We start from the raw sequence: 24932 nt of genomic DNA on the forward strand, positions 1-24932 counted from the left end.
GATCCTCGACAAGGCCCCTCGCCCGTCGAGTCCGAGAGCGCCCGGTGTTCGCCCGACGCTCCTGCAGGACCACTCCGACCGGTGCGGATCCGAGCGTGAGCACAGCCTCGTGCGAGCGGACCGGTCGACGATCCCGGTGGTCGGCGGCGCCCTCCCCTCCCCGGGACGCCGCTCCGCACGGTTAGGCTGCCCTGACCGACACGTGGGCCCCAGCGCGGGCACCGCGACGGACGTGCCGACAGGAGTGCTCGGCACGAGGACCACGACGAGGGGGAACTCGCCATGACCACATCCCGACCGCAGACGACGACGCGAGCGAGGTGGAGGCGCGCCGCCATCGCGGTCGCGAGCACGGCAGCCGTCGTTCTCGGAGTGACGACAGGAGCCGGAGCGGCTGCCGCAGCGGAGACGCGTTTGCAGACGAAGCCCTACCCCTACAGCTGGTCGACCACCGAGACGTTCTCGGCCGCTCAGACCGCTCCCGTGGCGGGAGATGTCACCGGGCTCGACGTCACGCTGTCCGACTCCGCCCGGCCGACGGGGAGGTACCCGGCGTTCACGACGTACAACTGGGTGATCGGCGACTACGCCCTCACAGGGTCGGTGGAACTCGACCCCGGGGATCGCACCTTCCTCATCGACCTGAAGCGGCCCCTCTCCTCGTTCGGCGGTGGGACTGTCGCCCTCCAGATCACGGCGCAGAAGCCGCCGCTGGAGGAGAAAGAGACTCCGATCGGCCAGCCGGTCGACAGCGGCTTTGAGCTGACCACGTCGGCCACCCTCTCCGTCGCCGGAGCCTCCGGCGCCGGCGGTGTCGGCGGGGTCGACCTCAGCAGCAGCGCACAGACGCTCCAGCGGAGCGCCGCGTACTTCGCGTACGAGAAGGTCGACACGGCTCTGGACGTCAAGGGTGGCGACACCGTCGTCCTCGAGTCCAACCGGGACGACTTCTACGACCTCCAGGGGCTCGCCGCCTATGTCGGTCCCAGCAGGACCGAGCGGATCCCCGCCCAGGTGAGTACGAACAGCAGACGGTCCGCGGTCACCGTGACGATCCCCTCGAGCGCCTACGACGCCTACAAGGACCGCGCCAGCAGCCTGGTCCAGGTCACCGGCGTCAGCAACGGCAGGGTGGACCAGCCCCGCGGAGCGACCATCACGTCGGACGCCGCGGTCCGCGTGACGGGAAGCGGAGCCACCACCCCGCCGGTCACGCCGACCCCGACGGCCACCGCGACCACCCCGCCGGTCACGCCGAGCCCGACCACTCCTCCGGTCACGCCCGTGCCGACCAGTACGCCGACGGCCCCGCCTGCCGGCTCGCCGGTCGTCTCGCGCATCTCGGGCACCGACCGTCAGGGCACCGCGGTCGAGGTGTCCAAGCGCACCTTCCCGGCGAACGTCCCCGTCGTCTACGTCGCCACCGGGCAGAACTTCCCGGACGCGCTCAGCGCCGGACCCGCCGCGGCCAATGCGCGCGGGCCGCTGCTCCTGGTCGACCGCGACTCGATGAGCCAGGTCGTCCGCACCGAGCTGACGCGTCTCAAGCCCGCGAAGATCGTCGTCGTGGGCTCCGAGCTCAGCGTCGGCAGCCAGGTCTACAGCGACCTGGCCGCGTATGCGCCGAAGGGGAAGACCACACGCATCGGCGGAGTCGACCGCTACGACACCTCGAAGCTGATCCTCCAGGACGCCTTCAGGGGCGGCTCCTCGATGGCCTGGCTGGCCACGGGCGAGAAGTTCCCCGACGCCCTGAGCGCCAGCGCCGCAGCCGGCGCGAATCGCGCTCCGGTGGTGCTGACCAACGGAACCGGCTCCACGGTGGACCCCCTCACCCAGCAGATCATCAGCGGCCTCAAGGTCAGTAGCTTGACGATCGCGGGCTCGACGCTCTCGGTCAGCGCCGGCATCGAGCGCTCGATCACGGGCCCGGTGATCACCCGCATCGGCGGGACCGACCGGTACGACACCTCGGAGAAGCTGAACGAGGCGGCCTTCACCTCGGCGACGACCGTCTACCTCGCGACCGGTGAGAAGTTCCCCGACGCCCTGGCCGGAGCCACGGCGGCGGGCTACACCAGGAGCCCGCTCTTCGCGGTCCAGCCCACCTGCGTGCCCCGGGCGGTCCTCGCCGACATCACCGCGTCCAAGGCGACGCAGGTGATCCTGCTCGGCAGCACGGACACGCTGTCCGAGGCGGTGGAGCGCCTGACGCCCTGCAGCTGATCCGCACCGTCGTCCGCTGACGCGATCCGCCCTCCCCACCGGCCCGGCCGGAGCGGAGGGCGGTTCGCGTTCAGGCGCTCCCTCCGACGCGGACCGGCGAGTTCCCGTTATCCTCGACTGGTGCGGACGGTCCCGCGGCCTGCGCTCCGCGTCGGCCGGGGCCCGGCGTCCCGCCCCGGTCCGAGCCTCCGTCAGCGCCTCCGCGCGGAGCAGGGGACCGGCGGGCGACCCGACTCCGCGCAGACCGACGGACTTGAGGACTGGGCATGGCTGAATACATCTACTCGATGGTGCGCGCGCGGAAGGCGGTCGGCGACAAGCTGATCCTGGACGACGTCACCATGTCGTTCCTGCCGGGAGCGAAGATCGGCGTGGTCGGGCCCAACGGCGCCGGCAAGTCGACGATCCTGAAGATCATGGCGGGGCTGGACACGCCGAGCAACGGCGAGGCGCGGCTCAGCCCGGGCTACACCGTCGGCATCCTGATGCAGGAGCCCGAGCTCGACGAGACCAAGACGGTGCTCGAGAACGTCCAGGAGGGCGTGGGCGAGATCAAGGGCAAGATCGACCGCTTCAACGAGATCTCCCTCGCGATGGCCGACCCGGACGCCGACTTCGACAGTCTCCTCGCCGAGATGGGGACCCTGCAGGAGGCGATCGACGCCGCCGACGCCTGGGACCTGGACTCGCAGCTGGAGCAGGCGATGGACGCGCTGCGCACCCCGCCGGGGGACTCCCTCGTCACCAACCTCTCGGGTGGCGAGAAGCGCCGCGTGGCGCTCACCAAGCTCCTCCTGCAGAAGCCCGACCTGCTGCTGCTCGACGAGCCCACCAACCACCTCGACGCCGAGAGCGTGCTCTGGCTCGAGCAGTTCCTCTCGAAGTACCCCGGCGCCGTGCTCGCCGTCACCCACGACCGGTACTTCCTCGACAACGTCGCGGAGTGGATCGCCGAGGTCGATCGCGGACACCTCTACCCCTACGAGGGCAACTACTCGACGTACCTCGAGAAGAAGAGCGCCCGCCTGGAGGTCCAGGGCAAGAAGGACGCCAAGCTCGCCAAGCGGCTCACCACCGAGCTCGACTGGGTGCGTAGCAACGCCAAGGGCCGTCAGGCCAAGTCGAAGGCGCGCCTGGCGCGCTACGAGGAGATGGCGGCCGAGGCCGAGAAGACGCGCGTGCTCGACTTCGAGGAGATCGTCATCCCGGTGGGCCCCCGTCTGGGCTCCCAGGTCATCGACGCGAAGAAGCTGCACAAGCAGTTCGGCGAGCGCGTCCTCATCGACGACCTCAGCTTCACGCTGCCCCGCAACGGCATCGTCGGCGTCATCGGCCCGAACGGCGTCGGCAAGACCACGCTCTTCAAGACGATCGTCGGCTTCGAGCCGCTCGACTCGGGCGACCTGAAGATCGGCGAGACGGTCGACATCTCCTACGTCGACCAGAGCCGCGGCGGCATCGACCCGCAGAAGAACCTGTGGGAGGTCGTCTCCGACGGGCACGACTACATCACCGTCGGGAAGACCGAGATCCCCTCCCGCGCCTACGTCTCGCAGTTCGGCTTCAAGGGCCCGGACCAGCAGAAGAAGGCCGGCGTCCTCTCAGGTGGCGAGCGGAACCGCCTCAACCTCGCGCTGACGCTCAAGCAGGGCGGCAACCTGCTCCTGCTCGACGAGCCCACCAACGACCTGGACGTCGAGACCCTGGGCAGCCTCGAGAACGCGCTCCTCGAGTTCCCGGGCTGCGCCGTGGTGATCACGCACGACCGGTGGTTCCTCGACCGCATCGCGACCCACATCCTCGCCTACGAGGGCACCGAGGAGGATCCGGCCAACTGGTACTGGTTCGAGGGCAACTTCGAGGCGTACGAGGAGAACAAGATCGAGCGCCTCGGCCCGGACGCGGCGAAGCCGCACCGCTCCGCGTACCGCAAGCTCACCCGCGACTGATGCGCCTGCACGTCGCCATCCCGCTGCGCTGGTCGGACTTCGACGCCTACGCGCACGTGAACAACGCCGAGATGCTGCGCCTGCTCGAGGAGGCGCGCATCCAGGCGTTCTGGAAGCCGGACTCGCCGCAGCCCGGCGGGATGGCGACGGCGGTGCTCGACGCACGGCCGGGCGCCGAGTCGATCAGCCTCATCGCCCGGCAGGAGATCGAGTACCTCGCGCCGATCCCGTACATGCGCGCGCCGATCGACGTGGAGCTGTGGATCGGGCGGATCGGCGGGGCGAGCCTCGAGGTCTGCTACGAGCTCTACTCGCCCGCCGGCGTCGTCCCGCGGGTGCTCTTCACGAAGGCGGCCACCACTCTGGTGCTGGTCACGGCCGCGACGGGCAGGCCCCAGCGCATCCCGGAGGAGCTCCGCGAGGCGTGGGGCCCCTACGTCGAGGAGCCCATCACCTTCTCGAAGCGGGGCTGAGCTCAGCCCAGGGGGACGCGGACCATGCCCTCCTGGGCGACGCTCGCCACGAGCACGCCCTCCTGCGTGTAGATGCGCCCGAGCGAGAGCCCGCGTCCGCCGGACGCGCTCGGCGCCTCCTGCACGTAGAGGAGCCACTGGTCCACGCGCGCGGGGCGGTGCCACCACATCGCGTGGTCGAGGCTCGCTATCCGCAGGCCCGGCGTCGTCCACGCCGCACCGTGCCGGCGGAGCGTGGATTCGAGGATCGTGTAGTCGCTCGCGTAGGCGAGGGCGGCGCGGTGCAGCATCGGATCGTCCGGCAGCGGTCCGAGCGAGCGCATCCACACGCTCTGGTGCGCGACCCGCTCGGGGTCGGCCCGGAGGTACACCGGCTGCTCGACGTGCCGCACGTCGAAGGGGCGCTGCGTGGCCCAGAAGCTGCCGACCGGGTGGTCGACCCCCGCGAGGATCTCAGCGGTGCTCGGCAGCGACTCCGGGTCGGGGATCCCCTCCGGCATCGGCGCCTGGTGGTCGAGGCCCTCGTCCTCGGTCTGGAACGAGGCGATCATCGAGAGGATGGGGCGTCCGTTCTGGTAGGCCTGCGTCCGACGGGTGCAGAAGGAGCGGCCGTCGTGGATCCGGTCGACCGAGAACGTGATCGGCAGGGAGACGTCCCCGGGGCGGAGGAAGTACCCGTGCATCGAGTGCACGGAGCGCCCCTCGACGGTGCGACCGGCCGCGATGAGCGACTGCGCGAGGACCTGGCCGCCGAAGACCCGCCCCTCGGGCATCCACTGCGAGGGACCCGTCGAGATGTCCTCGCTGGTGCGGGCGCCGGTGTCCGTCAGGTCGAGCGCGGTGAGGAACGAGGACAGGGGATCGGGCACGGTACCTCCGGGGTGTCGGGCGGTCGGGCGAGCGGCCTCGGGTAAGTTTATCGACGCGATGAGTTCGTCCTTCTCCCTGGCGGATCCGCCCAGCCTGTCGGATCTGCGCGTCTTCCTCGGCCGTTCGGCCCGGGTCGAGGACGGTGCGGTCCGGCTCCTCGCCGACGACCACGTGCTGGCCGCCTACACGCCGATCCTCCAGCCCCGCGGTCTGCTCGACCGCTCCGCGACCGTGCTGGGCCTGCGCGTCTTCGCGCTCGACGAGCCCGCCGGCTTCGACCGGGTCGTGCCGATCCGTGCGCTGTCGGACCGCCTCGCCCGCCTGCAGTGGGAGCCGGGCGGAGCGGACGGCAAGCCGGTCGTCCTGCCCGACGGCGACGACGCGACGGCGGGGCCCTGGGCGGGCGTCTCCCCGCCCCGCGGCGGCTGGACCCGGCGCGAGCCGGTGGACCCGGGCTTCCTGGAGCGCGTCGCGCGCGAGGGGATCGACGAGATCGCGGCGGCCGTCGGCTCCGAGACGGGCGAGCAGATCGTCGGCCGCGTGCGGTCGAGCGTCTGGGGCCGCCCGCTCGACGGCCTCGAGGACGTCCCGGCGGGAGCGGCGTTCGCCCTCTTCGCGCTCGGGTTCCTCGGCGCCGACGACTCGGTCGCCCTGCTCGAGAGCGGCGCCTGGCGCCGCCTCACCTCACGGCGCGGACACGTGCTGGTCCGCACCCCGGGCTGAGCGGCTACTCCTCGAAGGTGTTCACCATCGCGTGGGCGGCGCGCTCCAGGTAGTCCCAGAGCAGTGCGTCGTCGGCCGGAGCGAGCTCGAGATCGTCGACGGCCGTCCGCATGTGCTGGAGCCAGTGGTCGCGGGCCTCGGGGTTGATCCGGAAGGGCTGGTGCCGCATCCGCAGGCGCGGGTGGCCGCGCTCCTCGCTGTAGGTGCCCGGCCCGCCCCAGTACTGCTCGAGGAAGCCGGTCAGCCGCTGGATCGCGCCCTCGAGGTCGTGCTCGGGGTACATCGGCCAGAGGACCTCGTCCTCGCGGACGCCCTCGTAGAACCGGCGGACCAGTCGCTCGAACGTCGGCCGGCCGCCGATGTGCTCCCAGAAGCTGCGCAGCGGAGGCGTGCCGCCGATCTGCAGGCCGCTCACGAGCGCGATCCCGTCGGGCCGGAGGTGCCGCCGCCGTCCTGGGGCGGCGTCCCGCTCCCGCGCCGCAGCGCGCGGGGGAGCCGCACGGGCTTGCCGTGCTCGGTGCTGATCGTGGGGGAGGGCGTGGTCCGCGGCGGCTTGGCGCCTCCGACGCTCGTCGCCCCCTCGAAGCCCTCGAGGACGACGGTGGCCAGCGAGGGGAGCTTGACGTCGAGCGCGTCGAGCGACTTCTTCAGGCGCAGGCGCAGCTCGCGGGCGACGTCGTCCTTAGCGGTGGTGCGGGTCTTGACCACGACCCGGATGACCAGGGCGTCGTCGGCGATGGACTCCAGGCCCCAGAGCTCGGGCTTGTCGATGATCCGGGCCCGCCAGCGACTGCTCGCCGCCAGCTCGTTCGCTGTCGCGAGGACCGTGGACTGCACCTGCTCGAGGTCCGTCTCGTAGGGCACGGCCAGGTCGACGATGACGCGCGACCAGCCCTGCGACATGTTCCCGACCCGGACGATCTCGCCGTTGCGGACGAACCAGAGGGTGCCGTTGACGTCGCGGATCTGCGTCACCCGGACGCCGACCGACTCGACCACGCCCGTCGCCTGCCCGGTGTCGACGACGTCGCCGACCCCGAGCTGGTCCTCCGCGACCATGAACAGCCCGTTCAGGACGTCCTTGACGATGTTCTGCGCGCCGAAGCCGAGGCCCGCGCCGAGGGCGGCCGTCAGCAGGGCGAAGGAGCCGATGAGGTCCTTGTCGATCGTCGTCACGATCATGACCAGGGCGATGACGACGATCAGGATCGAGCTCAGGTTGTTGAGGATCGACCCGAGCGTGCGCGTGCGCTGCACCACCCGCACGGCCGCGAGCGGCGACGCGGCGATCGACTGGGTGTCCTCGACGCGCTGTCGGCGCTTCACTCCCGACACGATCTGGTCGACGACGCGGCCGATCACGAAGTGGGCGATGACGCGCACCAGCAGCGCGCCCAGCACGATCCCGAGGATCGCGACCACCTTCCAGAAGGGCTCGGACTCGAAGAAGGAGACGGTGGCGGCGACAGGGTCCGGGGTGGATGTCTGAAGAAGCAGCATGACCGCTCCAGGCTACGGGACGCCTCCCTCCGAGACGGGTGCACGAGCCCCGAGCGCGTATAGATTCGAGGCGGGTCCGCTCGGACCCGGACACCGCCCTGGGAAGGACGCCCGATGCTCCACTCCACCCGGACTCCCGCCGAGAAGCGCCGCCTCTTCCGCGAGCGCCTCGCCTCGGGCGAGCTGCTGCAGCTGCCCGGCGCGTTCACTCCGCTCTCCGCGCGCCTCATCGAGGCGAAGGGCTTCGACGGGATCTACGTCTCGGGCGCCGTGCTCTCGGCCGAGCTGGGGCTGCCGGACATCGGGCTCACCACGCTCAGCGAGGTGGCCGGCCGCTCGCAGCAGATCGCGCGCCTGACCGACCTGCCCGTCCTCGTCGACGCGGACACCGGCTTCGGCGAGCCGCTGAACGTCGCTCGCACGGTGCAGATGCTCGAGGACGCCGGAGTCGCGGGGCTGCACATCGAGGACCAGGTGAACCCCAAGCGCTGCGGGCACCTCGACGGCAAGGCGGTCGTGGACGAGGCGACCTCGGTGCGGAGGATCGCGGCGGCCGTCGACGCGCGCCGCGACTCCGACCTGGTGATCATGGCCCGCACCGACATCCGCGCCCTCGACGGCCTGCCGGCCGCGATCGACCGCGCCAAGCGCCTCGTCGACGCCGGAGCCGACGCGGTGTTCCCCGAGGCGATGCGCGACCTGTCCGAGTTCGAGGCCGTGCGCGCCGCGATCGACGTGCCGATCCTCGCCAACATGACCGAGTTCGGCAAGAGCGAGCTGTTCACCGCGCAGCAGCTCGCCGACGTCGGCGTCAACGTCGTGATCCACCCGGTCTCGCTGCTCCGGATCGCGATGGGCGCCGCGATGCGGGCACTCGACGCCCTCAAGGCGGAGGGCTCGCTCCGCTCGGAGGTCGCGGGCATGCAGACGCGCGCCGAGCTCTACGAGCTCCTCGACTACGCCTCGTACAGCCGCTTCGACGAGGGCGTCTTCGACTTCTCGCTCGCCGACCACTACGGCGCCTGAGCGCGCCGACCCGCACGAACCGGCGGCGCTCCCCGGTGCCGCCGCCCGCCTCTCGCGAAGGAGCGAAGGATGAGCACGACCGATCAGGACATCCGCAAGGGACTCGTGGGGGTCGTCGTCGACACGACGGCCGTCTCGAAGGTCGACCCGGCGTCGAACTCGCTGCTCTACCGCGGCTATCCCGTGCAGGAGCTCGCGGCGGGGACCTCGTTCGAGGACGTGGCCTGGCTGCTCTGGCACGGCGAGCTCCCCACTGCGGAGGAGGCGGCCGGGCTGGCCGCCGTGGAGCGGGCCCACCGCGCCCTGGCCCCCGAGGTGCGCACCGTGATCGACCTGCTGCCGCTGTCGGCGCACCCGATGGACGTGGTGCGAACGGCGGTGAGCGTCCTGGGCGCGCTGGAGGAGGATCCGGACGCCGACGCTCCCGAGGCCGTGCTGGAGCGCTCCGTGCGGCTCTGGGCGGCACTGCCGGCGATCGTCGCCTACGCTCAGCGCCGCCTGCGCGGCCTCGAGCCGATCGATCCGCGCGACGACCTCGACTACTCCGAGAACTTCCTCTGGACGACCTTCGGCGAGGTGCCGGAGCCGGTCGTCGTCGACGCGTTCCGCGTCTCGCTGGTGCTCTACGCCGAGCACTCCTTCAACGCCTCGACCTTCACGGCCCGCGTCGTGACGTCGACGCTGTCGGACGTCCACTCCGCCGTGACCGCCGCCGTGGGAGCGCTCAAGGGACCGCTCCACGGCGGGGCGAACGAGGCCGTGCTGCACGTGCTCGACGAGGTCGGCACCGGACCGGAGGCGGACCGGCGGTCCCGCGAGTGGCTCGCCGAGGCTCTCGGACAGCGCCGGAAGGTCATGGGGTTCGGCCACCGGGTCTACAAGTCGGGCGATTCGCGGGTGCCGACCATGGACGCCGCTCTCCGGCGGCTCGCCGAGCATGAGGGGGCCGGCGAGATGATGGAGCTGTACGACGCTCTGGCCGCGGCGATGGCCGAGCGGACGGGCATCCTGCCGAACCTCGACTACCCGTCCGGCCCCGCCTACCGGCTGATGGGCTTCGACACCGGGATCTTCACTCCGCTGTTCGTCGCCGCGCGGGTGGTGGGCTGGACGGCCCACGTGATCGAGCAGCGGGGCTCGAACGCGCTCATCCGGCCGCTGTCCGCCTATGACGGGCCGGAGCGCCGCTCGGTCCCGCAGCGCTAGGCGCCGGGAGCGGGGAGAGCCGCCCGGTCCCGCAGCGCCGAGCGCCGGGGGACCGGGCGGCTCACTGTCAGCCCCGGGTGTCGCGCTCCTGGGCGCGGAGCGCACGCTCCACGCCGGCCAGGTTCTCGATCACGAGTCGGCGCAGCGCCGGGACCTCCGGGTTCGCGTCGAGCCAGGCGCGGGTGGCGTCGACGATCTCCTGCGAGGGCGTGGCGGCCGGGTAGAAGCCGACGACCAGGTACTCGGCGATCTTGTAGCTCTTCGACTCCCAGAGGGTGCGGAGGGCGTCGAAGTAGACCGGGACCATCGCGTCGAGCAGGCGCGGGTCGGCGGCGCGCTGGAAGCCCAGGCCCGTCGAGCGGACGATCGTGTTCGGTGCCGAGTCGTCGGCCGTGACGGAGTCCCACGCCGCGCGCTTCGCCTCCGCGGTCGGCAGTGCGGCACGGGCGTGCGCGGCCGACTGCTGGCCGGTCGCCGTGTTGTCCGAGGCGAGCGCCGCGTCGATGTCGTCCGCACCGGCCCGCCCACCGGCGACGAGAGCGATCAGCAGCTCCCAGCCGAGGTCGGTGTCGATGTCGAGGCCGCCGAGGGCGGTGGAGCCGTCGAGCAGCGCCTGCACGGCCTCGAGGTGCGCCGGGGTGGACGCGATCGCGGCGAAGAACTTCACGAACTGGAACTGCGCGTCGCTGCCCGGCTCGGCGCTCTGCGCGAGCGTCCACAGCTGATCGCCCGCCTCCTCGACGACCTCGGCCCGGTACTCCGGAGCGACGTACTGGGTGGCGGTGGCGACGAGCTGGTTGAGCACCGTCCGCAGGGTCGTGGACTCGGTCTCGGTCGCGACGTTGCCCAGGACGAGGCGGACGAAGTCGCGCGGCGCCGACTCGGCGTCGCGGGTCGAGTCCCAGACAGAGCCCCAGACCAGCGAGCGGGCCAGGGGGCTGTCGATGCTCGCGAGGTGCTCGACGGCCACGGCGAGCGAGGCGTCGTCGAGGCGGACCTTCGCGTAGGCGAGGTCGTCGTCGTTGAGCAGCACGAGCGCCGGGCGGGTGCGGCCGATCAGCTCGGGCACCTCGGTGCGCTCCCCGTCGACGTCCAGCTCGAGGCGGTCGACGCGGACGAGGCGCTCGCCCTCGAAGTCGTACAGGCCGATCGCCAGGCGGTGCGGGCGGATCGTCGGGTACTCCTCGACCGCGGTCTGCAGGATCGCGAAGGACGCGATCGCTCCGCTCTCGTCGACCGCGATCTCGGGGCGGAGCGTGTTCACGCCGGCCGTCTCGAGCCACTGCGCCGACCACTCGGTGAGGTCGCGCCCGCTGGTGGCCTCCAGCTCGACCAGCAGGTCGCGCAGCTCCGTGTTCGAGAAGGCGTGCTTGACGAAGTACTCGTGGACGCCGGCGAGGAACTCCTTCTCGCCGACCCACGCGACGAGCTGCTTGAGCACCGAGGCGCCCTTGGCGTAGGTGATGCCGTCGAAGTTGACCTGGACGTCCTCGAGGTCGTTGATGGTCGCGACGATCGGGTGGGTCGAGGGCAGCTGGTCCTGGCGGTAGGCCCAGCTCTTCTCCATCGCGGCGAAGGTGGTCCACGCCTCGGTCCACTCCGTCGCCTCCGCGGTGGCGAGGGTGGAGGCGTACTCGGCGAACGACTCGTTGAGCCAGAGGTCGTTCCACCACTTCATCGTGACCAGGTCGCCGAACCACATGTGGGCGAGCTCGTGGAGGATCGTGACGACCCGGCGCTCCTTGATCGCGTTCGTCACCTTGGAGCGGAACACGTAGGTCTCGGTGAAGGTCACCGCTCCCGCGTTCTCCATCGCGCCGGCGTTGAACTCGGGGACGAACAGCTGGTCGTACTTCGCGAACGGGTACGGCACGCCGAACTTCTCCTCGTAGAAGGCGAAGCCCTGCTTCGTCTTCTCGAACACGTAGTCGGCGTCGAGGAAGGGCGCGAGCGAGGCCCGGGCGAAGACCCCCAGCGGGATGGTGCGGCCGTCGGAGGAGACGAGCGAGTCGGTCTCGACCACGTAGGGTCCGGCGACGAGGGCCGTGATGTAGGAGGAGATGCGCGGGGTGGGCTCGAAGCTCCAGGTCGCAATCCCCTCGCCCGCCGGGACCGGCTCGGGAGTGGGCTGGTTCGACACGACCTGCCACTGCGCGGGTGCGGTGACGGTGAAGCGGAACTCGGCCTTGAGGTCCGGCTGCTCGAACACCGCGAAGACGCGGCGGGAGTCGGGCACCTCGAACTGCGAGTACAGGTACACCTCGCCGTCGACGGGGTCGACGAAGCGGTGCAGGCCCTCGCCCGTGTTGGTGTAGAGCATGTCGGCGACGACGGTGAGCTCGTTGTCCGCAGCCAGGGAGTCGAGGCGGATCCGGACGCCGTCGGCGACGTCGGCGGGGTCGAGCTCCGCGCCGTTGAGGGTGACGGAGTGGACCGTGCCCGTGACGGCGTCGATGAAGCTCGAGGCGCCCTCGGTGGCGGAGAAGCGCACCGTGGTGGTGCTGAGGAAGGTCTCGGCTCCCCGGGTCAGGTCGAGGGCGATGTCGTAGTCGTGGACCTGGATCAGCGAGGCGCGCTCCTGCGCCTCGCTCCGGGTGAGGTTGTCTCCTGGCACGGGGGTGCTCCATCCGTTCGTCTCGGGCGCTGCCGCGGGCGCCGGGGTGCGGGCGCCGCCGATCCACCCTAGAGCTGCCGGGACCCGCCGTGGAGCCCCGTGGCGCCGATCCTGCGGAGCCGCCGGGGAGCGCGGACGCGGCCCCGGCGAGCGGCGTAGCGTGTCCCCATGACCTCTGTGGACTTCTGGTTCGACCCCTCCTGCCCGTGGGCCTGGATGACCTCGCGATTCGTGGACGAGGTGACCCCCGCGCGCGACCTCGACGTGCAGTGGCACATCATGAGCCTCGCCGTCCTCAACGAGGACAAGGACGTGGACGACTCGTACCGCGCCTTCCTCCCGCGCGCGCTGCGCTACACGCGCCTGGTCGCCGCCGTCGCCGAGCGCGAGGGCCGCGAGCACGTGAAGCCGCTCTACGACGCGCTCGGCACCCGGATCCACCCGGGCGGGCGCACCGACGTCGACGCGGTGATCGCCGAGTCGCTGGCCGAGCTCGGCCTGCCCGCGGAGCTCGCCGCCCACGCCGACTCGGACGAGCACGACGAGCCGATGCGCGCCTCCCACTTCGACGGGATCGAGCGGGTCGGCCAGGACGTCGGCACCCCGGTCATCGCGATCGGGGACGTCGCCTTCTTCGGCCCCGTCATCTCGCCGATCCCGAGGGGCGAGCAGGCGCTGACCCTCTGGGACGGCATCGTCGCCGCCGCCTCCTTCGACGGCTTCTTCGAGCTCAAGCGCTCGCGGACCCGCGACCCGCAATTCGACTGAGCCGACCCGCGGTACTCTGGCTACCGGCCCGGGCACCGCGGGCCCCAGACGGCTCTTCCGGAGGAGTTCTCTCGTGCGCATCCACATCGCCACGGACCACGCAGGGCTGGACTTCAGCCGTCACCTGATCGAGCATCTCGGCGCCGCCGGTCACGACGTGATCGACCACGGCCCCACGTCCTACGACCCGCTGGACGACTACCCGTCCTTCTGCATCAACGCCGCCGCCGCGGTCGTCCGCGATCAGGAGGCGGGGGTCGAGGCTCTCGGCGTCGTCTTCGGCGGCTCGGGCAACGGCGAGCAGATCGCGGCGAACAAGGTCGCGGGCGTGCGCGCGGCGCTCGTATGGAACCTGAGCACCGCCGTGCTGGCCCGCCAGCACAACGACGCGAACGTCATCTCGATCGGGGCCCGCCAGCACTCCGTCGAGGAGGCCACCGGCTTCATCGACGCGTTCGTCGCCGAGCCCTTCACCTTCGAGGAGCGGCACGTGCGCCGCATCGCGCAGCTCGCCGAGTACGAGGCCACCGGCGACATCGCCGGCCGGGTCGTCGACTCCGCCGCGAAGGAGCGCTGAGTGCCCGAGGGGCACTCCGTCCACCGGATCGCCCTGCAGTTCGAGCGCGACGTCGTCGGGCACCGCGTCGCGACCAGCAGCCCCCAGGGTCGCTTCACCGAAGGAGCCGCGCTCCTCGACGGGCGCGAGGTCCTCGAGTCCACGGCCGTCGGCAAGCACCTGCTGCTGCGCTTCGAGGGCGACCTGACGCTGCACGTCCACCTCGGCCTCTACGGTGCGTGGGACTTCCTCGGGCACGTCTCGCCGCTGTTCCCGGACGGGAAGGCCGGCAGCAGCATCGGCGCTCCCCGGCGCCGCCGCGCCGTGCGCCTCTCCGAGACGGAGCACGAGACCGACTCCGATCTCGACGAGTTCCCGCCGCCGCCCGTGGGCGCGGTGCGCGTGCGCATCATGACGGAGGAGACCGTCGCCGACCTGCGCGGCCCCACCGCCTGCGAGGTGATGGACCCCGCCCAGGTGGAGGCCCTCCTCGCCCGCCTCGGTCCGGATCCGGCCGACGACGACTCCGACGAGGCGCGCGACCGCTTCGTGAACCGGCTCCGCAGGACGGCGACGCCGGTCGGGCTGGTGCTGATGGACCAGTCCGTGGTCAGCGGCATCGGCAACATCTACCGCGCGGAGCTGCTCTACCGCGCCGGCCTCGACCCGCACACTCCCGGCAAGCAGGTGCCGCTGGAGCTCGCACAGGAGCTGTGGCGGGACTGGGCGGACCTGCTCGAGGACGGCATCCGGACCGGGATGATGATCACGCGCCGCGGCCTGACGAAGACGGAGCGCTCGAAAGCCGTCCGCAGCCGCGCCGAGCGCAACTACGTCTACAAGCGGGAGGGCCTGCCCTGCCGCGTCTGCGGCACGAACGTGCTGCTCGAGGAGATCGGCGCGCGCAAGCTCTACTGGTGCCCGGTGTGCCAGTCGTGAGCGCGGGTGGAGAGCGGTCGGCCCGGTCGCGCACCCGCCGAGCCGTCCGCCCCGCGCTCCGCGAGGCCGCCCGATGACCGGCGGTCTCCTGCTCCGGGGCGCCCGCCTCCTCGGCTCGTCCCGACCCGGTGCCGTGCTCCTGCGCGACGGCCGCGTGGAAGCGGTCGGACCGGACGCCGCCGCCGCCCCGGGCGACGAGGTGCGCGACCTCGACGGGCGCTGGGTGCTCCCCGGCCTCTGGGACGAGCACGTCCACTTCTCCCAGTGGGCGATGACGGCCCCGCGCCTGGACGTCTCGTCAGCCGACTCGGCCCGCGGAACGGCGGACGCGGTCCGACGTCGCCTGGCGGAGGAGCCCGGTACCGGCACGCTGATCGGCTTCGGCTTCCGCGACGGCCTCTGGCCGGAGCCGCCGACGACCGCGCTCCTGGACGAGGTCTCTCCGGAGCGGCCCGTCGTGCTGATCAGCGGCGACCTGCACTGCGCCTGGCTGAACTCCGCCGCGTACCGGCGCTACGCCGTCGCTCCCGAGCCCGAGCTGCTGCGCGAGGACGCCTGCTTCGAGCTCGTCACCGCACTCGGCGCCCTCGGCGACGACGAGCTCGACGCACTCGCCGACGCTGCGGCGCGGCGGGCTGCGGCTCGCGGGGTGGTCGGCGTCGTCGACCTCGAGATGCGCTGGAATGTGGGGGACTGGCCCCGTCGCGTCGCTGGCGGAGCACGCTCCCTCCGCGTCGACACCGGCGTCTACCGCGACCACCTCGACCGCGCCCTCGCGGAGGGACTGCGCACGGGCGACGAACTCGACGGCGGTGACGGCCTGCTGCGGATGGGCCCGCTCAAGGTCCTGATCGACGGCTCCCTCAACACGAGGACCGCCTACTGCGCCCACCCCTACGCCGACCACGACGGCAACGGCGTCCTCACCGTGGAGCCCGCCGAGCTGGACGAGCTGCTCGCCCGCGCGGCCGCCGGGGGCATCCGCTCCACCGTGCACGCGATCGGAGACGCCGCGGCGACGCTGGCTCTGGACGCGCTCGGCCGGGTCGGCGGGGGCCGGATCGAGCACGCTCAGCTGCTCGCGGAGACCGACCTTCCGCGGTTCGCCGCGCTCGGCGTGGAGGCCGGAGTGCAGCCCGCGCACGCGCTCGACGACCGCGAGGTGGCGGAGCGGTACTGGCCGGGACGCACCGGCCGGGCGTTCCCGCTGCGCTCGCTGCTCGACTCCGGGGCCCGCGTGGTGCTCGGCTCGGACGCTCCGGTCGCTCCGCTCGACCCGTGGGTCGCGATCTCGGCCGCGGTCGCGCGGGCGCTGCCGGGCGACGAGCCATGGCATCCGGAGCAGCGGGTGAGCGTCGAGGAGGCGATCGTCGCCTCGACCCGGGTGCGCCGGCTCACGCCCGCGGCCGGCGATCCCGCCGATCTGGTGGTGGTCGACCGCGATCCGCTCGCCGCCGATGCAGGAGCCCTCCGATCCATGCCGGTCGCCGCGACCCTCCTGGCGGGCCGCTTCACGCACGGCGGCTGACCCGCGCCCGTCGCGACTCCGGCTGCTCCGGATCGCGCGGACGGGCCGGGGAACGACGACGGCCCGCGGGATCCGAGGATCCGCGGGCCGGTCGAGGCGTGGTGCTCAGCTCTCGCTGACGTGGGCGAAGAGGAACCAGCGGTCCTTCTCGAGGCCGCGGCCGATCTCGATCGCGACGTCCTGGCTGCTCGCGTCGATCTCGGCGAGCTCGGCGATCGCCGTGTTGACGGTCGCGATGGCGACGTCCATCTGGCGGATGATCTCGACGATCGCGTTCTCGGAGCGCTGGAAGCCGGGGGTGAGGGGTTCGGACTGCGTCGCCGAGGCGACGGTCTGGATGCGGGCGTCGACCGGGAGGCCGAGGGCGACGACGCGCTCCGCGGCGAGGTCGGCCCACTCGATGGCGCGGCCGACGATCGCGTCGAGCAGCTCGTGGACGCCGATGAAGTTGGCGCCGCGGACGTGCCAGTGCGCCTGCTTGCCGTTGACGGCGAGCGCGGTCATCTCGACGACGACGGGGCTGAGGAACTGGGCGACTCCGGATGCGACATCCGGGTTCGACGAGGTGAGCGACGTGACGGACGTGGTGGACATCGTCTGGTCCTTTCGAGAGGGGGTGACTTATCGTCAACAGTACGCAGATCCCTCGGCGCCGCAAGGAAGCGAAGGCTCGGCTCAGTCCGGTGAAGGACAGGCTCACCTCGGTCGCGGAGGGGCGTCACGGGGGCTTCCCCCCGGGTGCCCGGAGCCGTGCCGCCGGTACGCTCGACCGGGTCGCGGCGGCGGCGGGAGCGGACAGGAGGCGCGGATGAGCGGAGCATCGACGGCCCTCGGCGAGGCCTCGCGCGCCTACCTCCGGCTCTGGCGCGGACTGCCCCGGGAGGTGCTCGCGCTGGTGGCCGCGATCCCGGTCGCCCTCCTCGGTGCCTTCTGCGCCGGCGTCGCGCTGGCCGTCGCGCTCGGGCTCGTCGGAGTCCTGATCGGCCTGGTGTTCCTGCCCGCCGCCCTCTACACGGCGCGCTTCTTCTCGCGGGCCGCCGTCGGCCTCGACGTGCTGGCCGGACGGCCCGCCGTCCCCCGGCCGCAGTGGCGGCGACCGCCCTCCGCCGTCACTCCCTCGACCTTCGCCCTCTACGGTCCGGTGATCGACGGGCACTACTGGCTCGCTCTCCTGCACACGCTCGTCGTGGCTCCGGTGCTCGCGCTGCTGTCCGGACTGCTCCTCGCGCTGTGGACCTGGGCGGGCCCGGGCACGGTGGCCGCCGCGCTCACGGGGGCCCCCGGTCCGGCCCGCCTGCTGGCCGAGAGCGGGGCCGCTCTGCTGGGCGCCCCGCAGCCTCCGGCGGGACTGGTCGCCGCGGCGACGGTCGCCACAACCGTCCTCTTCGTCTCGACCCTGCCGTTCGCCACCCGCGGCCTCTCCCTCCTGCACTGGCTGGTCGACCGTCTCCTGCTCGGCCCGTGGGAGTCGGAGGCGCTCCAGCGAGAGGTCGCCGAGCTGAGCGCTTCCCGCGGCGCAGCCGTCGCCGCCGAGGACCGCGCGCTGCGCCGGCTCGAGCGCGACATCCACGACGGCCCGCAGCAGCGCCTGATCCGGGTGCAGATGGACCTGGCCTCGGCCCGCAACCGACTCGCCGCCGACCCGGAGTCCGCCGCCCGCCTGGTCGACGAGGCTCGCGAGCACGTGCGCGCCGCGCTCGACGAGCTGCGCGCCCTCTCCCGCGGAGTGGCGCCGCCGATCCTGCAGGACCGGGGCTTCGAGGCGGCGGTGCACTCGCTCGCCGAGCTCAGCCCGGTGCCGGTCGAGGTCCTCACCGAGCACCCCGTGGCGGACGTGCCGCCCGAGGTCGAGCGCAGCGTCTACTTCGTCGTCGCCGAGCTGCTCGCCAACGTCTCCAAGCACTCCGGTGCCCGATCGGTGCGGGTGCATCTCGACACCCGCGACTCCGGCACTCCGGGGGAGCGCTGGCTCGACGCCTGGGTGGTCGACGACGGAGTCGGCGGGGCGTCGCCGGTCGCCGGTCACGGTCTCGAGGGGGTGGGCGGGCGCGTCCGGGGCCTGCGCGGGATCCTGAGCGTGGAGTCGCCGGTCGGCGGGCCGACCACGGTCGGGGTGCACGTCCCCTACCTCCCGGCCGTCCTATCCTGAGGGCGTGCCCGTGATCCGAGTCGCCATCGCCGAGGACTCGGTCCTCCTGCGCGAGGGCCTGGTCCGCCTCTTCGAGGACGCGGGGTTCGCCTCCGTCGGCGCCTTCGGGGACGCGGACGCCCTGCTCGCCGATCTGGCGCGGGACCCGGCCGGCGTCGACGTCGCCGTGCTCGACGTCCGGATGCCGCCGACCTTCCGCGACGAGGGCGTCCGCGGGGCGCTGGAGATCCGCCGGCGCTACCCGCAGGTGTCGGTCCTGCTGCTCAGCCAGTACGTCGAGGTCACCTACGCGCAGGAGCTGCTCGGCTCCGGCGACGGCGGACTCGGCTACCTCCTGAAGGACCGGGTCGCCTCCGTGGAGGAGCTGCGCGACGCCGTCGAGCGCGTCGCGGCGGGCGGAACCGTCCTCGACCCGCAGGTCGTCGCCTCGCTCCTGCAGCGCAACCGCGACCCGCTCGCCTCGCTGACCCCGCGGGAGCGGGAGGTGCTGGAGCAGATGGCCCAGGGGCGCACGAACGCGGGCATCGCCTCCGCTCTCTTCGTCGGCGTGGGCGCCGTGGAGAAGAACGTGACCGCGATCTTCCAGAAGCTCGGGCTCGAGGACTCGGGCTCCGACCACCGGCGGGTGCTGGCGGTCCTCGCCTTCCTGCGCGCCGGGCGCTGACCACCGGAGAAGAGGAGAACCCGATGCCGTCGAGTCCTGCGGAGGGCGCCCGCGTCCTCGCCCTGACCGGGGGACGCGCCCCGGAGATCGCCGACACCGCGTGGGTCGCTCCGGGCGCCACCGTGATCGGCTCCGTGCGCCTGGGGGAGCGGGCGAGCGTCTGGTACGGCGCCGTCCTGCGCGCCGAGCACGCGCGGATCGAGCTCGGCGCCGGCAGCAACCTCCAGGACGGCGTCGTCGTCCACGTCGACGCCGACTACGACGCGGTCATCGGCGCCGGAGTCTCGGTCGGGCACAACGCCGTGCTGCACGGCTGCACCCTCGAGGACGACGTGCTAGTCGGCATGAGCGCGACCGTCCTGAACGGGGCCATCGTCGGCACCGGCTCGCTGATCGCCGCAGGCGCCGTCGTCCTCGAGGGGACGGTCGTCCCGCCGGGCTCGCTGGTGGCGGGCGTCCCCGGGAGGGTCCGGCGGGAGCTGACGGAGGAGGAGCGCGAGGGCATCCGCCGGAACGCCGCCTCGTACCTCGCCCTGACGGAGGAGCACCGCGGCGCGGTCGGCTGAGCACGCCCGGAACGACGAAGAGCCCCGGACATCCGGGGCTCTTCGAGAGGAGAGGGGCTGACGAGAATCGAACTCGCATCATCTGTTTGGAAGACAGAGGCTTTACCACTAAGCTACAGCCCCGAATCGCTGGTCTGACGACCGCGAACCGGTGCGACCGGGTCTCTCGACCGGGCACCAGGACAGCGTAGTACATCGCGCGAGCACCGTGGACACCCCGGTCGTCCTCCGCCGCGCGGTTCCGGTCGCCGCTGCCGCGGTGCAGTACACTTGCGAAGGCCATTTCGGCGTGTCGCGCAAGCGCACGTGCGGGGACGGCTCGACGAGAGTCTCACGCACGGTGCCCAGGCCCGCGCATCCGGGGCGTAGCTCAGCTTGGCTAGAGCGCCCGCTTTGGGAGCGGGAGGTCGCAGGTTCGAATCCTGTCGCCCCGACCACGAGTACTCATCGTGACGACATCGACCCGTGACGACCGTCATCCGGCGCCGACACCAACCAGCACAGGAGATCCCCTCACGTGAAGACCACGGTAGAACAGCTGAGCCCGACCCGCGTGAAGCTCGCGATTTCGGTCACCCCGGACGAGCTCGGCCCCAGCATCACGCACGCCTACGGCCACATCGCCGAGCAGATCAACGTCCCCGGCTTCCGCAAGGGCAAGGTCCCGCCCGCCATCGTCGACCAGCGCGTCGGCAAGGCCGCGGTGCTCGAGCACGCGGTCAACGAGGGCCTCGACGGCTTCTACCGCGAGGCCGTCCGCGAGACCGAGGTCCGCCCCCTGGGCCGCCCGCAGGCCGACATCGTCGCCTGGCCGAGCGACAAGGACTTCACCGGCGACCTCGAGCTCGCCATCGAGGTCGACGTGCGCCCCGAGATCACCGTCCCGGACTACGACGGCATCGAGCTCACCGTCGAGGCGGCCGAGGTCACCGACGCCGACGTCGACGCCGAGCTGGACAAGCTCCGCAGCCGCTTCGGCACCCTGGTCACCGTGGACCGCCCGGCGAAGACCGGCGACTTCGCGCAGATCGACCTGGTCGCCTCCATCGACGGCGTCGAGGTCGACACCGCCAACGCCATCTCGTACGAGCTCGGCTCGGGCGAGCTGATCGAGGGCATCGACGAGGCGCTCGACTCGCTCACCGCGGGCGAGAGCACCACGTTCACCGCTCCGCTGCTCGGCGGTGACCACGCCGGCGAGCAGGCCGAGATCGCCGTCGCGCTCACCGCCGTCAAGGAGCGCGAGCTCCCCGAGGCCGACGACGACTTCGCGCAGATCGCCAGCGAGTTCGACACCATCGCCGAGCTGCGCGAGTCGCTCAAGGAGCAGGCCGCTCAGCAGAAGACCTTCGGCCAGGGCGGCGAGGCCCGCGAGAAGCTCGTCGAGGCGCTGCTCGCCCTCGTCGAGGTCCCCGTGCCCGCCGGTCTCGTCGAGGACGAGGTGCACCGCCACCTCGAGGGCGAGAACCGCCTCGAGGACGACGAGCACCGCGCCGAGGTCAAGGAGGCCAGCGAGAAGACCTTCAAGACGCAGATCCTCCTCGACCACGTCGTCGAGCAGGAGAAGGTCCAGGTCAGCCAGGACGAGCTCACGCAGTACCTCATCCAGGGTGCGGCGCAGTACGGCATGGAGCCGAACGAGTTCATCAAGATCCTGTCCGAGAACAACCAGATCGGCCAGATGGTCGGCGAGGTCGCCCGCAACAAGGCGCTCGCGATCGTCCTCGGCAAGGCGAAGGTCACCGACACCGAGGGCAACGCCGTCGACCTGACCGCGTTCACCGCGGTCCCCGGTGACGACGAGGCCGTCGAGGCCTCCGACGAGGCCGTCGCCTCGGACGAGACCGAGGTCGTGGAGGAGGCTCAGGCCGCCGCCGACGCCGAGGTCCCCGCGGAGCCCGTCGCCGAGGAGCCCGCTGCCGAGGAGGAGCCCGCCCCGGCCCCCAAGAAGAAGCGCGCGCCGGCCAAGAAGAAGGCCGCCGCTCCCGCCGAGGAGACCCCGGCCGCGGAGTAGTCGCCGCGAGCACGTCAGGAGCCGCCCCCCGATCCGTCGGAGGGCGGCTCCTCTCGTTGGGGGGGCTCCGGTCCGCCCCGGGCGAACACGGGCGACTCCCGCTCCGCCCCGGGCGAACACGGCCGGATCGGGTTGGCGGCGTCCGATAGATTCGCCTCCGAAGCGACAACTGAAACGGAGCAATACATGGCCGACATGGTTATGCCCAACAGTGTTTTCGACCGCCTGCTCAAGGACCGGATCATCTGGCTCGGTTCCGAGGTGCGCGACGAGAACGCGAACGAGATCGCCGCGAAGCTCCTGCTCCTGGCAGCCGAGGACTCCGAGCGGGACATCTACCTCTACATCAACTCGCCCGGCGGCTCCATCACCGCGGGCATGGCGATCTACGACACGATGCAGTTCGTCCCGAACGACATCGTGACCGTGGGCATCGGGATGGCGGCCTCCATGGGCCAGCTGCTCCTCACCGCCGGAACCCAGGGCAAGCGCTACATCACCCCGAACGCGCGGGTGCTCCTCCACCAGCCGCACGGCGGCTTCGGCGGCACGGCCTCCGACATCCAGACCCAGGCGCAGCTCATCCTCGACATGAAGAAGCGCCTCGCCGAGATCACCGCCAAGGCGACCGGCAAGACCGTCGAGCAGGTCAACGAGGACGGCGACCGCGACCGCTGGTTCAGCGCCGAGGAGGCCCTGGCCTACGGCTTCGTCGACCACATCCGCTCGTCGGCGACCGACGTGGCCGGCGGTGGCGGAACCGCCATCGACGAGTAGTCCAGCGAACGCGCCGAGAGATCAGGAACAGACAATGACCACACCCACCTTCGGCGGAACGGCGTTCGGCTCCGGAGCCGCACCGTCCTCGCGCTACATCCTCCCCACGTTCGAGGAGCGCACGGCCTACGGCTACAAGCGCCAGGACCCGTACGCCAAGCTCTTCGAGGACCGCATCATCTTCCTCGGAGTCCAGGTCGACGACGCCTCCGCGGACGACATCATGGCCCAGCTCCTCGTGCTCGAGAGCCAGGACCCGGACCGCGACATCGTCATGTACATCAACTCGCCCGGTGGCTCCTTCACCGCGATGACGGCGATCTACGACACGATGCAGTACATCCGCCCGCACATCCAGACGGTCGTGCTCGGCCAGGCCGCCTCGGCCGCCGCCGTGCTCACCGCCGCGGGAACGCCCGGCAAGCGCCTCGCGCTGCCGAACGCGCGCATCCTCATCCACCAGCCCGCCGTGCAGCAGGGCGGGGGCCAGGCCTCGGACATCGAGATCCAGGCCGCCGAGATCATGCGCATGCGCGAGTGGCTCGAGGAGACGCTGTCGCACCACTCGAACCGCTCGATCGAGCAGGTCAAGAAGGACATCGACCGCGACAAGATCCTCGGCGCGAGCGACGCGCTCGAGTACGGGCTGATCGACCAGGTGCTCACCAGCCGCAAGAGCCTCCCGGCTCTCACGGCGTAGGGCGTCCAGGAGGGGCCGGGTGGCGGAGCGATCCGCCGCCCGGCCCCTCTCTGCGTCCTCCGTCGCCGTAGCAAAGCGCCACACGAGGCGCAAGGCACGGCGAATCCGGCCCGCCTGCCGAGCCCTCGCGGCTCAGCGGCTAGGCTCGGAGCAGTGTCAGGGGGCTCGTCCCGCTCGCACCGGCCGGAGCTCCGGGCTCCGTTGCACGACCGACCGACGCACGACAGACGCACGACAAGGAAGTGGGGCATCCCCGTGGCACGTATTGGCGAAAGCGCCGACCTGCTGAAGTGCTCCTTCTGCGGCAAGAGCCAGAAGCAGGTCCAGCAGCTCATCGCGGGACCGGGCGTCTACATCTGCGACGAGTGCGTCGAGCTCTGCAACGAGATCATCGAGGAGCGCCTCTCCGAGTCGAGCGAGGAGACGAGCCACGAGTTCGACCTCCCGAAGCCGAAGGAGATCTTCGGCTTCCTCGAGGAGTACGTGATCGGGCAGGAGCAGGCCAAGAAGGCCCTCGCCGTCGCCGTGTACAACCACTACAAGCGCGTACGCGCCCGCAACACCATCACCGCCGCCGACGCGATCCACGACGAGGTCGAGATCGCCAAGAGCAACATCCTGCTCATCGGCCCCACGGGATGCGGGAAGACCTACCTCGCCCAGACCCTCGCGAAGCGCCTCAACGTGCCCTTCGCCGTCGCGGACGCCACGGCCCTCACCGAGGCGGGCTACGTCGGCGAGGACGTCGAGAACATCCTCCTCAAGCTCATCCAGGCCGCCGACTACGACGTCAAGCGTGCCGAGACCGGCATCATCTACATCGACGAGGTCGACAAGATCGCGCGGAAGGCCGAGAACCCCTCGATCACGCGCGACGTCTCGGGCGAGGGAGTGCAGCAGGCACTGCTCAAGATCCTCGAGGGCACCGTCGCCTCCGTGCCCCCGCAGGGCGGGCGGAAGCACCCGCACCAGGAGTTCATCCAGATCGACACGACGAACGTCCTCTTCATCGTCGCCGGCGCCTTCGCCGGGCTCGAGGACATCATCTCGTCGCGGGCGGGCAAGCGCGGCATCGGCTTCGGCGCCCCGCTGCACAACAAGGAAGACGAGATCAACATCTTCAGCGAGGTCCTCCCGGAGGACCTGCACAAGTTCGGGCTGATCCCCGAGTTCATCGGGCGCCTCCCCGTCGTCACGACGGTCACGCAGCTCGACCAGGTCGCGCTCATGCAGATCCTCACCGAGCCGCGCAACGCGCTCGTGAAGCAGTACCAGCGGATGTTCGAGATCGACGGCGTCGAGCTCGAGTTCGACCGGGGCGCTCTCGAGGCCATCGCGGACCTGGCGGTCCTCCGCCAGACCGGCGCCCGCGGACTGCGCGCGATCCTCGAGGAGGTGCTCGGCCCGATCATGTTCGAGGTGCCCTCCTCGGACGAGGTGGCGCGCGTCGTCGTCACCCGCGCCGCGGTGCTCGACAACGCGGCCCCGACGATCGTGCCCCACGCTCCCCGTCGCCAGGAGAAGAGCGCCTAGTCGCTCCCCGCCCCGCTCTGCCAGTTCACCGCGATTGGCCCGGCGGATCGTCGGGCGAGGCGCTCCCGCTTCCCTAACCTGGCGGAGCGTGCCGACGGCGCGTCCGGTCGCCTCGGTGCCGTCGATCCTCCGGGAGGCTCCGCCATCGTCC

At 71.6% G+C, this 24932-nt stretch carries 22 protein-coding genes and 2 tRNA genes; 18 read left to right on the forward strand and 6 right to left on the reverse strand.

Annotation, left to right across the window (positions count from 1 at the left end; all coding sequences use genetic code 11):
• Window positions 1-414: 414 nt before the first annotated feature.
• The 3 genes from C5C56_RS06495 (at window position 415) to C5C56_RS06505 (ending at window position 4648) form a co-directional block, all read left to right on the forward strand.
• Window positions 415-2226, forward strand: coding sequence for a cell wall-binding repeat-containing protein (locus C5C56_RS06495; protein WP_104288238.1), 1812 nt, complete (start codon window positions 415-417; stop codon window positions 2224-2226).
• A gap of 266 nt (window positions 2227-2492) precedes the next feature.
• The gene (ettA, locus tag C5C56_RS06500; RefSeq protein ID WP_104223708.1) at window positions 2493-4175 is read left to right on the forward strand and encodes an energy-dependent translational throttle protein EttA; all 1683 of its coding nucleotides are present in this window, start codon (window positions 2493-2495) and stop codon (window positions 4173-4175) included.
• The gene (locus C5C56_RS06505) at window positions 4175-4648 is read left to right on the forward strand and encodes a thioesterase family protein (protein WP_104223707.1); all 474 of its coding nucleotides are present in this window, start codon (window positions 4175-4177) and stop codon (window positions 4646-4648) included. The genes ettA and C5C56_RS06505 overlap by 1 nt, the downstream gene beginning before the upstream one ends.
• A 2-nt stretch (window positions 4649-4650) precedes the next feature.
• Here the strand turns inward: C5C56_RS06505 and C5C56_RS06510 are convergent, their stop codons facing one another.
• The gene (locus C5C56_RS06510; RefSeq protein ID WP_244230637.1) at window positions 4651-5517 is read right to left on the reverse strand and encodes an acyl-CoA thioesterase II; all 867 of its coding nucleotides are present in this window, start codon (window positions 5515-5517) and stop codon (window positions 4651-4653) included.
• A gap of 58 nt (window positions 5518-5575) precedes the next feature.
• On the opposite strand from C5C56_RS06510, the gene C5C56_RS06515 reads away from it, so the two are divergent.
• A complete protein-coding gene (locus C5C56_RS06515) occupies window positions 5576-6241 on the forward strand; it encodes a hypothetical protein (protein WP_104319272.1) in 666 nt (221 codons plus the stop codon).
• A 4-nt stretch (window positions 6242-6245) separates the two neighbouring features.
• Here C5C56_RS06515 and C5C56_RS06520 read toward each other — a convergent pair whose 3' ends face one another.
• Both C5C56_RS06520 and C5C56_RS06525 read right to left on the reverse strand, forming a co-directional pair.
• A complete protein-coding gene (locus C5C56_RS06520; RefSeq protein WP_279630823.1) occupies window positions 6246-6656 on the reverse strand; it encodes a globin in 411 nt (136 codons plus the stop codon).
• Window positions 6653-7741, reverse strand: a complete 1089-nt coding sequence (locus C5C56_RS06525; protein ID WP_104288241.1) for a mechanosensitive ion channel family protein — start codon at window positions 7739-7741, stop codon at window positions 6653-6655. Before C5C56_RS06525 ends, C5C56_RS06520 begins: the two co-directional genes overlap by 4 nt.
• Before the next feature lie 114 nt (window positions 7742-7855).
• Between C5C56_RS06525 and prpB the strand changes: the two genes are divergently transcribed.
• On the forward strand, window positions 7856-8767 hold the full coding sequence (prpB, locus tag C5C56_RS06530) for a methylisocitrate lyase (RefSeq protein WP_104226736.1): 912 nt from the start codon (window positions 7856-7858) through the stop codon (window positions 8765-8767).
• Window positions 8768-8836: 69 nt separating this feature from the next.
• Window positions 8837-9973: a bifunctional 2-methylcitrate synthase/citrate synthase gene (locus C5C56_RS06535; protein ID WP_104232531.1), complete on the forward strand. Its 1137-nt coding sequence runs from the start codon at window positions 8837-8839 to the stop codon at window positions 9971-9973.
• A gap of 67 nt (window positions 9974-10040) precedes the next feature.
• Here the strand turns inward: C5C56_RS06535 and pepN are convergent, their stop codons facing one another.
• Window positions 10041-12587, reverse strand: coding sequence for an aminopeptidase N (pepN, locus tag C5C56_RS06540; RefSeq protein ID WP_104288242.1), 2547 nt, complete (start codon window positions 12585-12587; stop codon window positions 10041-10043).
• Between the two features lie 168 nt (window positions 12588-12755).
• On the opposite strand from pepN, the gene C5C56_RS06545 reads away from it, so the two are divergent.
• From C5C56_RS06545 to C5C56_RS06560, 4 genes are all read left to right on the forward strand, one after another.
• Window positions 12756-13355, forward strand: a complete 600-nt coding sequence (locus C5C56_RS06545) for a DsbA family protein (protein WP_104232533.1) — start codon at window positions 12756-12758, stop codon at window positions 13353-13355.
• Between the two features lie 73 nt (window positions 13356-13428).
• Window positions 13429-13932, forward strand: a complete 504-nt coding sequence (locus C5C56_RS06550; protein ID WP_104223700.1) for a ribose-5-phosphate isomerase — start codon at window positions 13429-13431, stop codon at window positions 13930-13932.
• The gene (locus tag C5C56_RS06555; protein ID WP_104262810.1) at window positions 13933-14850 is read left to right on the forward strand and encodes an Fpg/Nei family DNA glycosylase; all 918 of its coding nucleotides are present in this window, start codon (window positions 13933-13935) and stop codon (window positions 14848-14850) included.
• 73 nt (window positions 14851-14923) lie between these two features.
• Window positions 14924-16378 carry an amidohydrolase gene (locus C5C56_RS06560; RefSeq protein ID WP_104226732.1) on the forward strand — a complete coding sequence of 485 codons (1455 nt, stop codon included), beginning with the start codon at window positions 14924-14926 and terminating at the stop codon, window positions 16376-16378.
• 105 nt (window positions 16379-16483) lie between these two features.
• Here C5C56_RS06560 and C5C56_RS06565 read toward each other — a convergent pair whose 3' ends face one another.
• Entirely contained in the window at window positions 16484-16972 is a 489-nt protein-coding gene (locus tag C5C56_RS06565; RefSeq protein WP_104226731.1) for a Dps family protein, read from the reverse strand.
• A gap of 214 nt (window positions 16973-17186) precedes the next feature.
• Between C5C56_RS06565 and C5C56_RS06570 the strand changes: the two genes are divergently transcribed.
• From C5C56_RS06570 to C5C56_RS06580, 3 genes are read left to right on the forward strand one after another with little or no spacing between them, the layout of a single operon-like run.
• Window positions 17187-18527 (forward strand): histidine kinase, encoded by a 1341-nt coding sequence (locus C5C56_RS06570; protein ID WP_104288243.1) that lies wholly within the window; start codon window positions 17187-17189, stop codon window positions 18525-18527.
• Between the two features lie 4 nt (window positions 18528-18531).
• The gene (locus C5C56_RS06575) at window positions 18532-19191 is read left to right on the forward strand and encodes a response regulator transcription factor (protein ID WP_104223696.1); all 660 of its coding nucleotides are present in this window, start codon (window positions 18532-18534) and stop codon (window positions 19189-19191) included.
• A 23-nt stretch (window positions 19192-19214) separates the two neighbouring features.
• Window positions 19215-19757 carry a gamma carbonic anhydrase family protein gene (locus tag C5C56_RS06580; protein ID WP_104288244.1) on the forward strand — a complete coding sequence of 181 codons (543 nt, stop codon included), beginning with the start codon at window positions 19215-19217 and terminating at the stop codon, window positions 19755-19757.
• 52 nt (window positions 19758-19809) lie between these two features.
• Here the strand turns inward: C5C56_RS06580 and C5C56_RS06585 are convergent.
• Window positions 19810-19880, reverse strand: a tRNA-Gly gene (locus C5C56_RS06585).
• A gap of 236 nt (window positions 19881-20116) precedes the next feature.
• Here C5C56_RS06585 and C5C56_RS06590 point away from each other — a divergent pair.
• The 5 genes from C5C56_RS06590 (at window position 20117) to clpX (ending at window position 24781) form a co-directional block, all read left to right on the forward strand.
• Window positions 20117-20194 (forward strand) — tRNA-Pro (locus C5C56_RS06590).
• 80 nt (window positions 20195-20274) lie between these two features.
• Window positions 20275-21771: a trigger factor gene (gene tig, locus C5C56_RS06595; protein ID WP_104232539.1), complete on the forward strand. Its 1497-nt coding sequence runs from the start codon at window positions 20275-20277 to the stop codon at window positions 21769-21771.
• Window positions 21772-21957: 186 nt separating this feature from the next.
• The gene (locus tag C5C56_RS06600; protein WP_097165884.1) at window positions 21958-22548 is read left to right on the forward strand and encodes an ATP-dependent Clp protease proteolytic subunit; all 591 of its coding nucleotides are present in this window, start codon (window positions 21958-21960) and stop codon (window positions 22546-22548) included.
• Between the two features lie 34 nt (window positions 22549-22582).
• The gene (locus C5C56_RS06605) at window positions 22583-23248 is read left to right on the forward strand and encodes an ATP-dependent Clp protease proteolytic subunit (protein WP_068253282.1); all 666 of its coding nucleotides are present in this window, start codon (window positions 22583-22585) and stop codon (window positions 23246-23248) included.
• Window positions 23249-23503: 255 nt separating this feature from the next.
• Window positions 23504-24781 (forward strand): ATP-dependent Clp protease ATP-binding subunit ClpX, encoded by a 1278-nt coding sequence (gene clpX, locus C5C56_RS06610; protein ID WP_104223693.1) that lies wholly within the window; start codon window positions 23504-23506, stop codon window positions 24779-24781.
• Window positions 24782-24932 lie beyond the last annotated feature (151 nt).

The organism is Rathayibacter sp. AY1D1 (assembly GCF_002932635.1).
In the GTDB taxonomy this organism is placed as follows: domain Bacteria; phylum Actinomycetota; class Actinomycetes; order Actinomycetales; family Microbacteriaceae; genus Rathayibacter.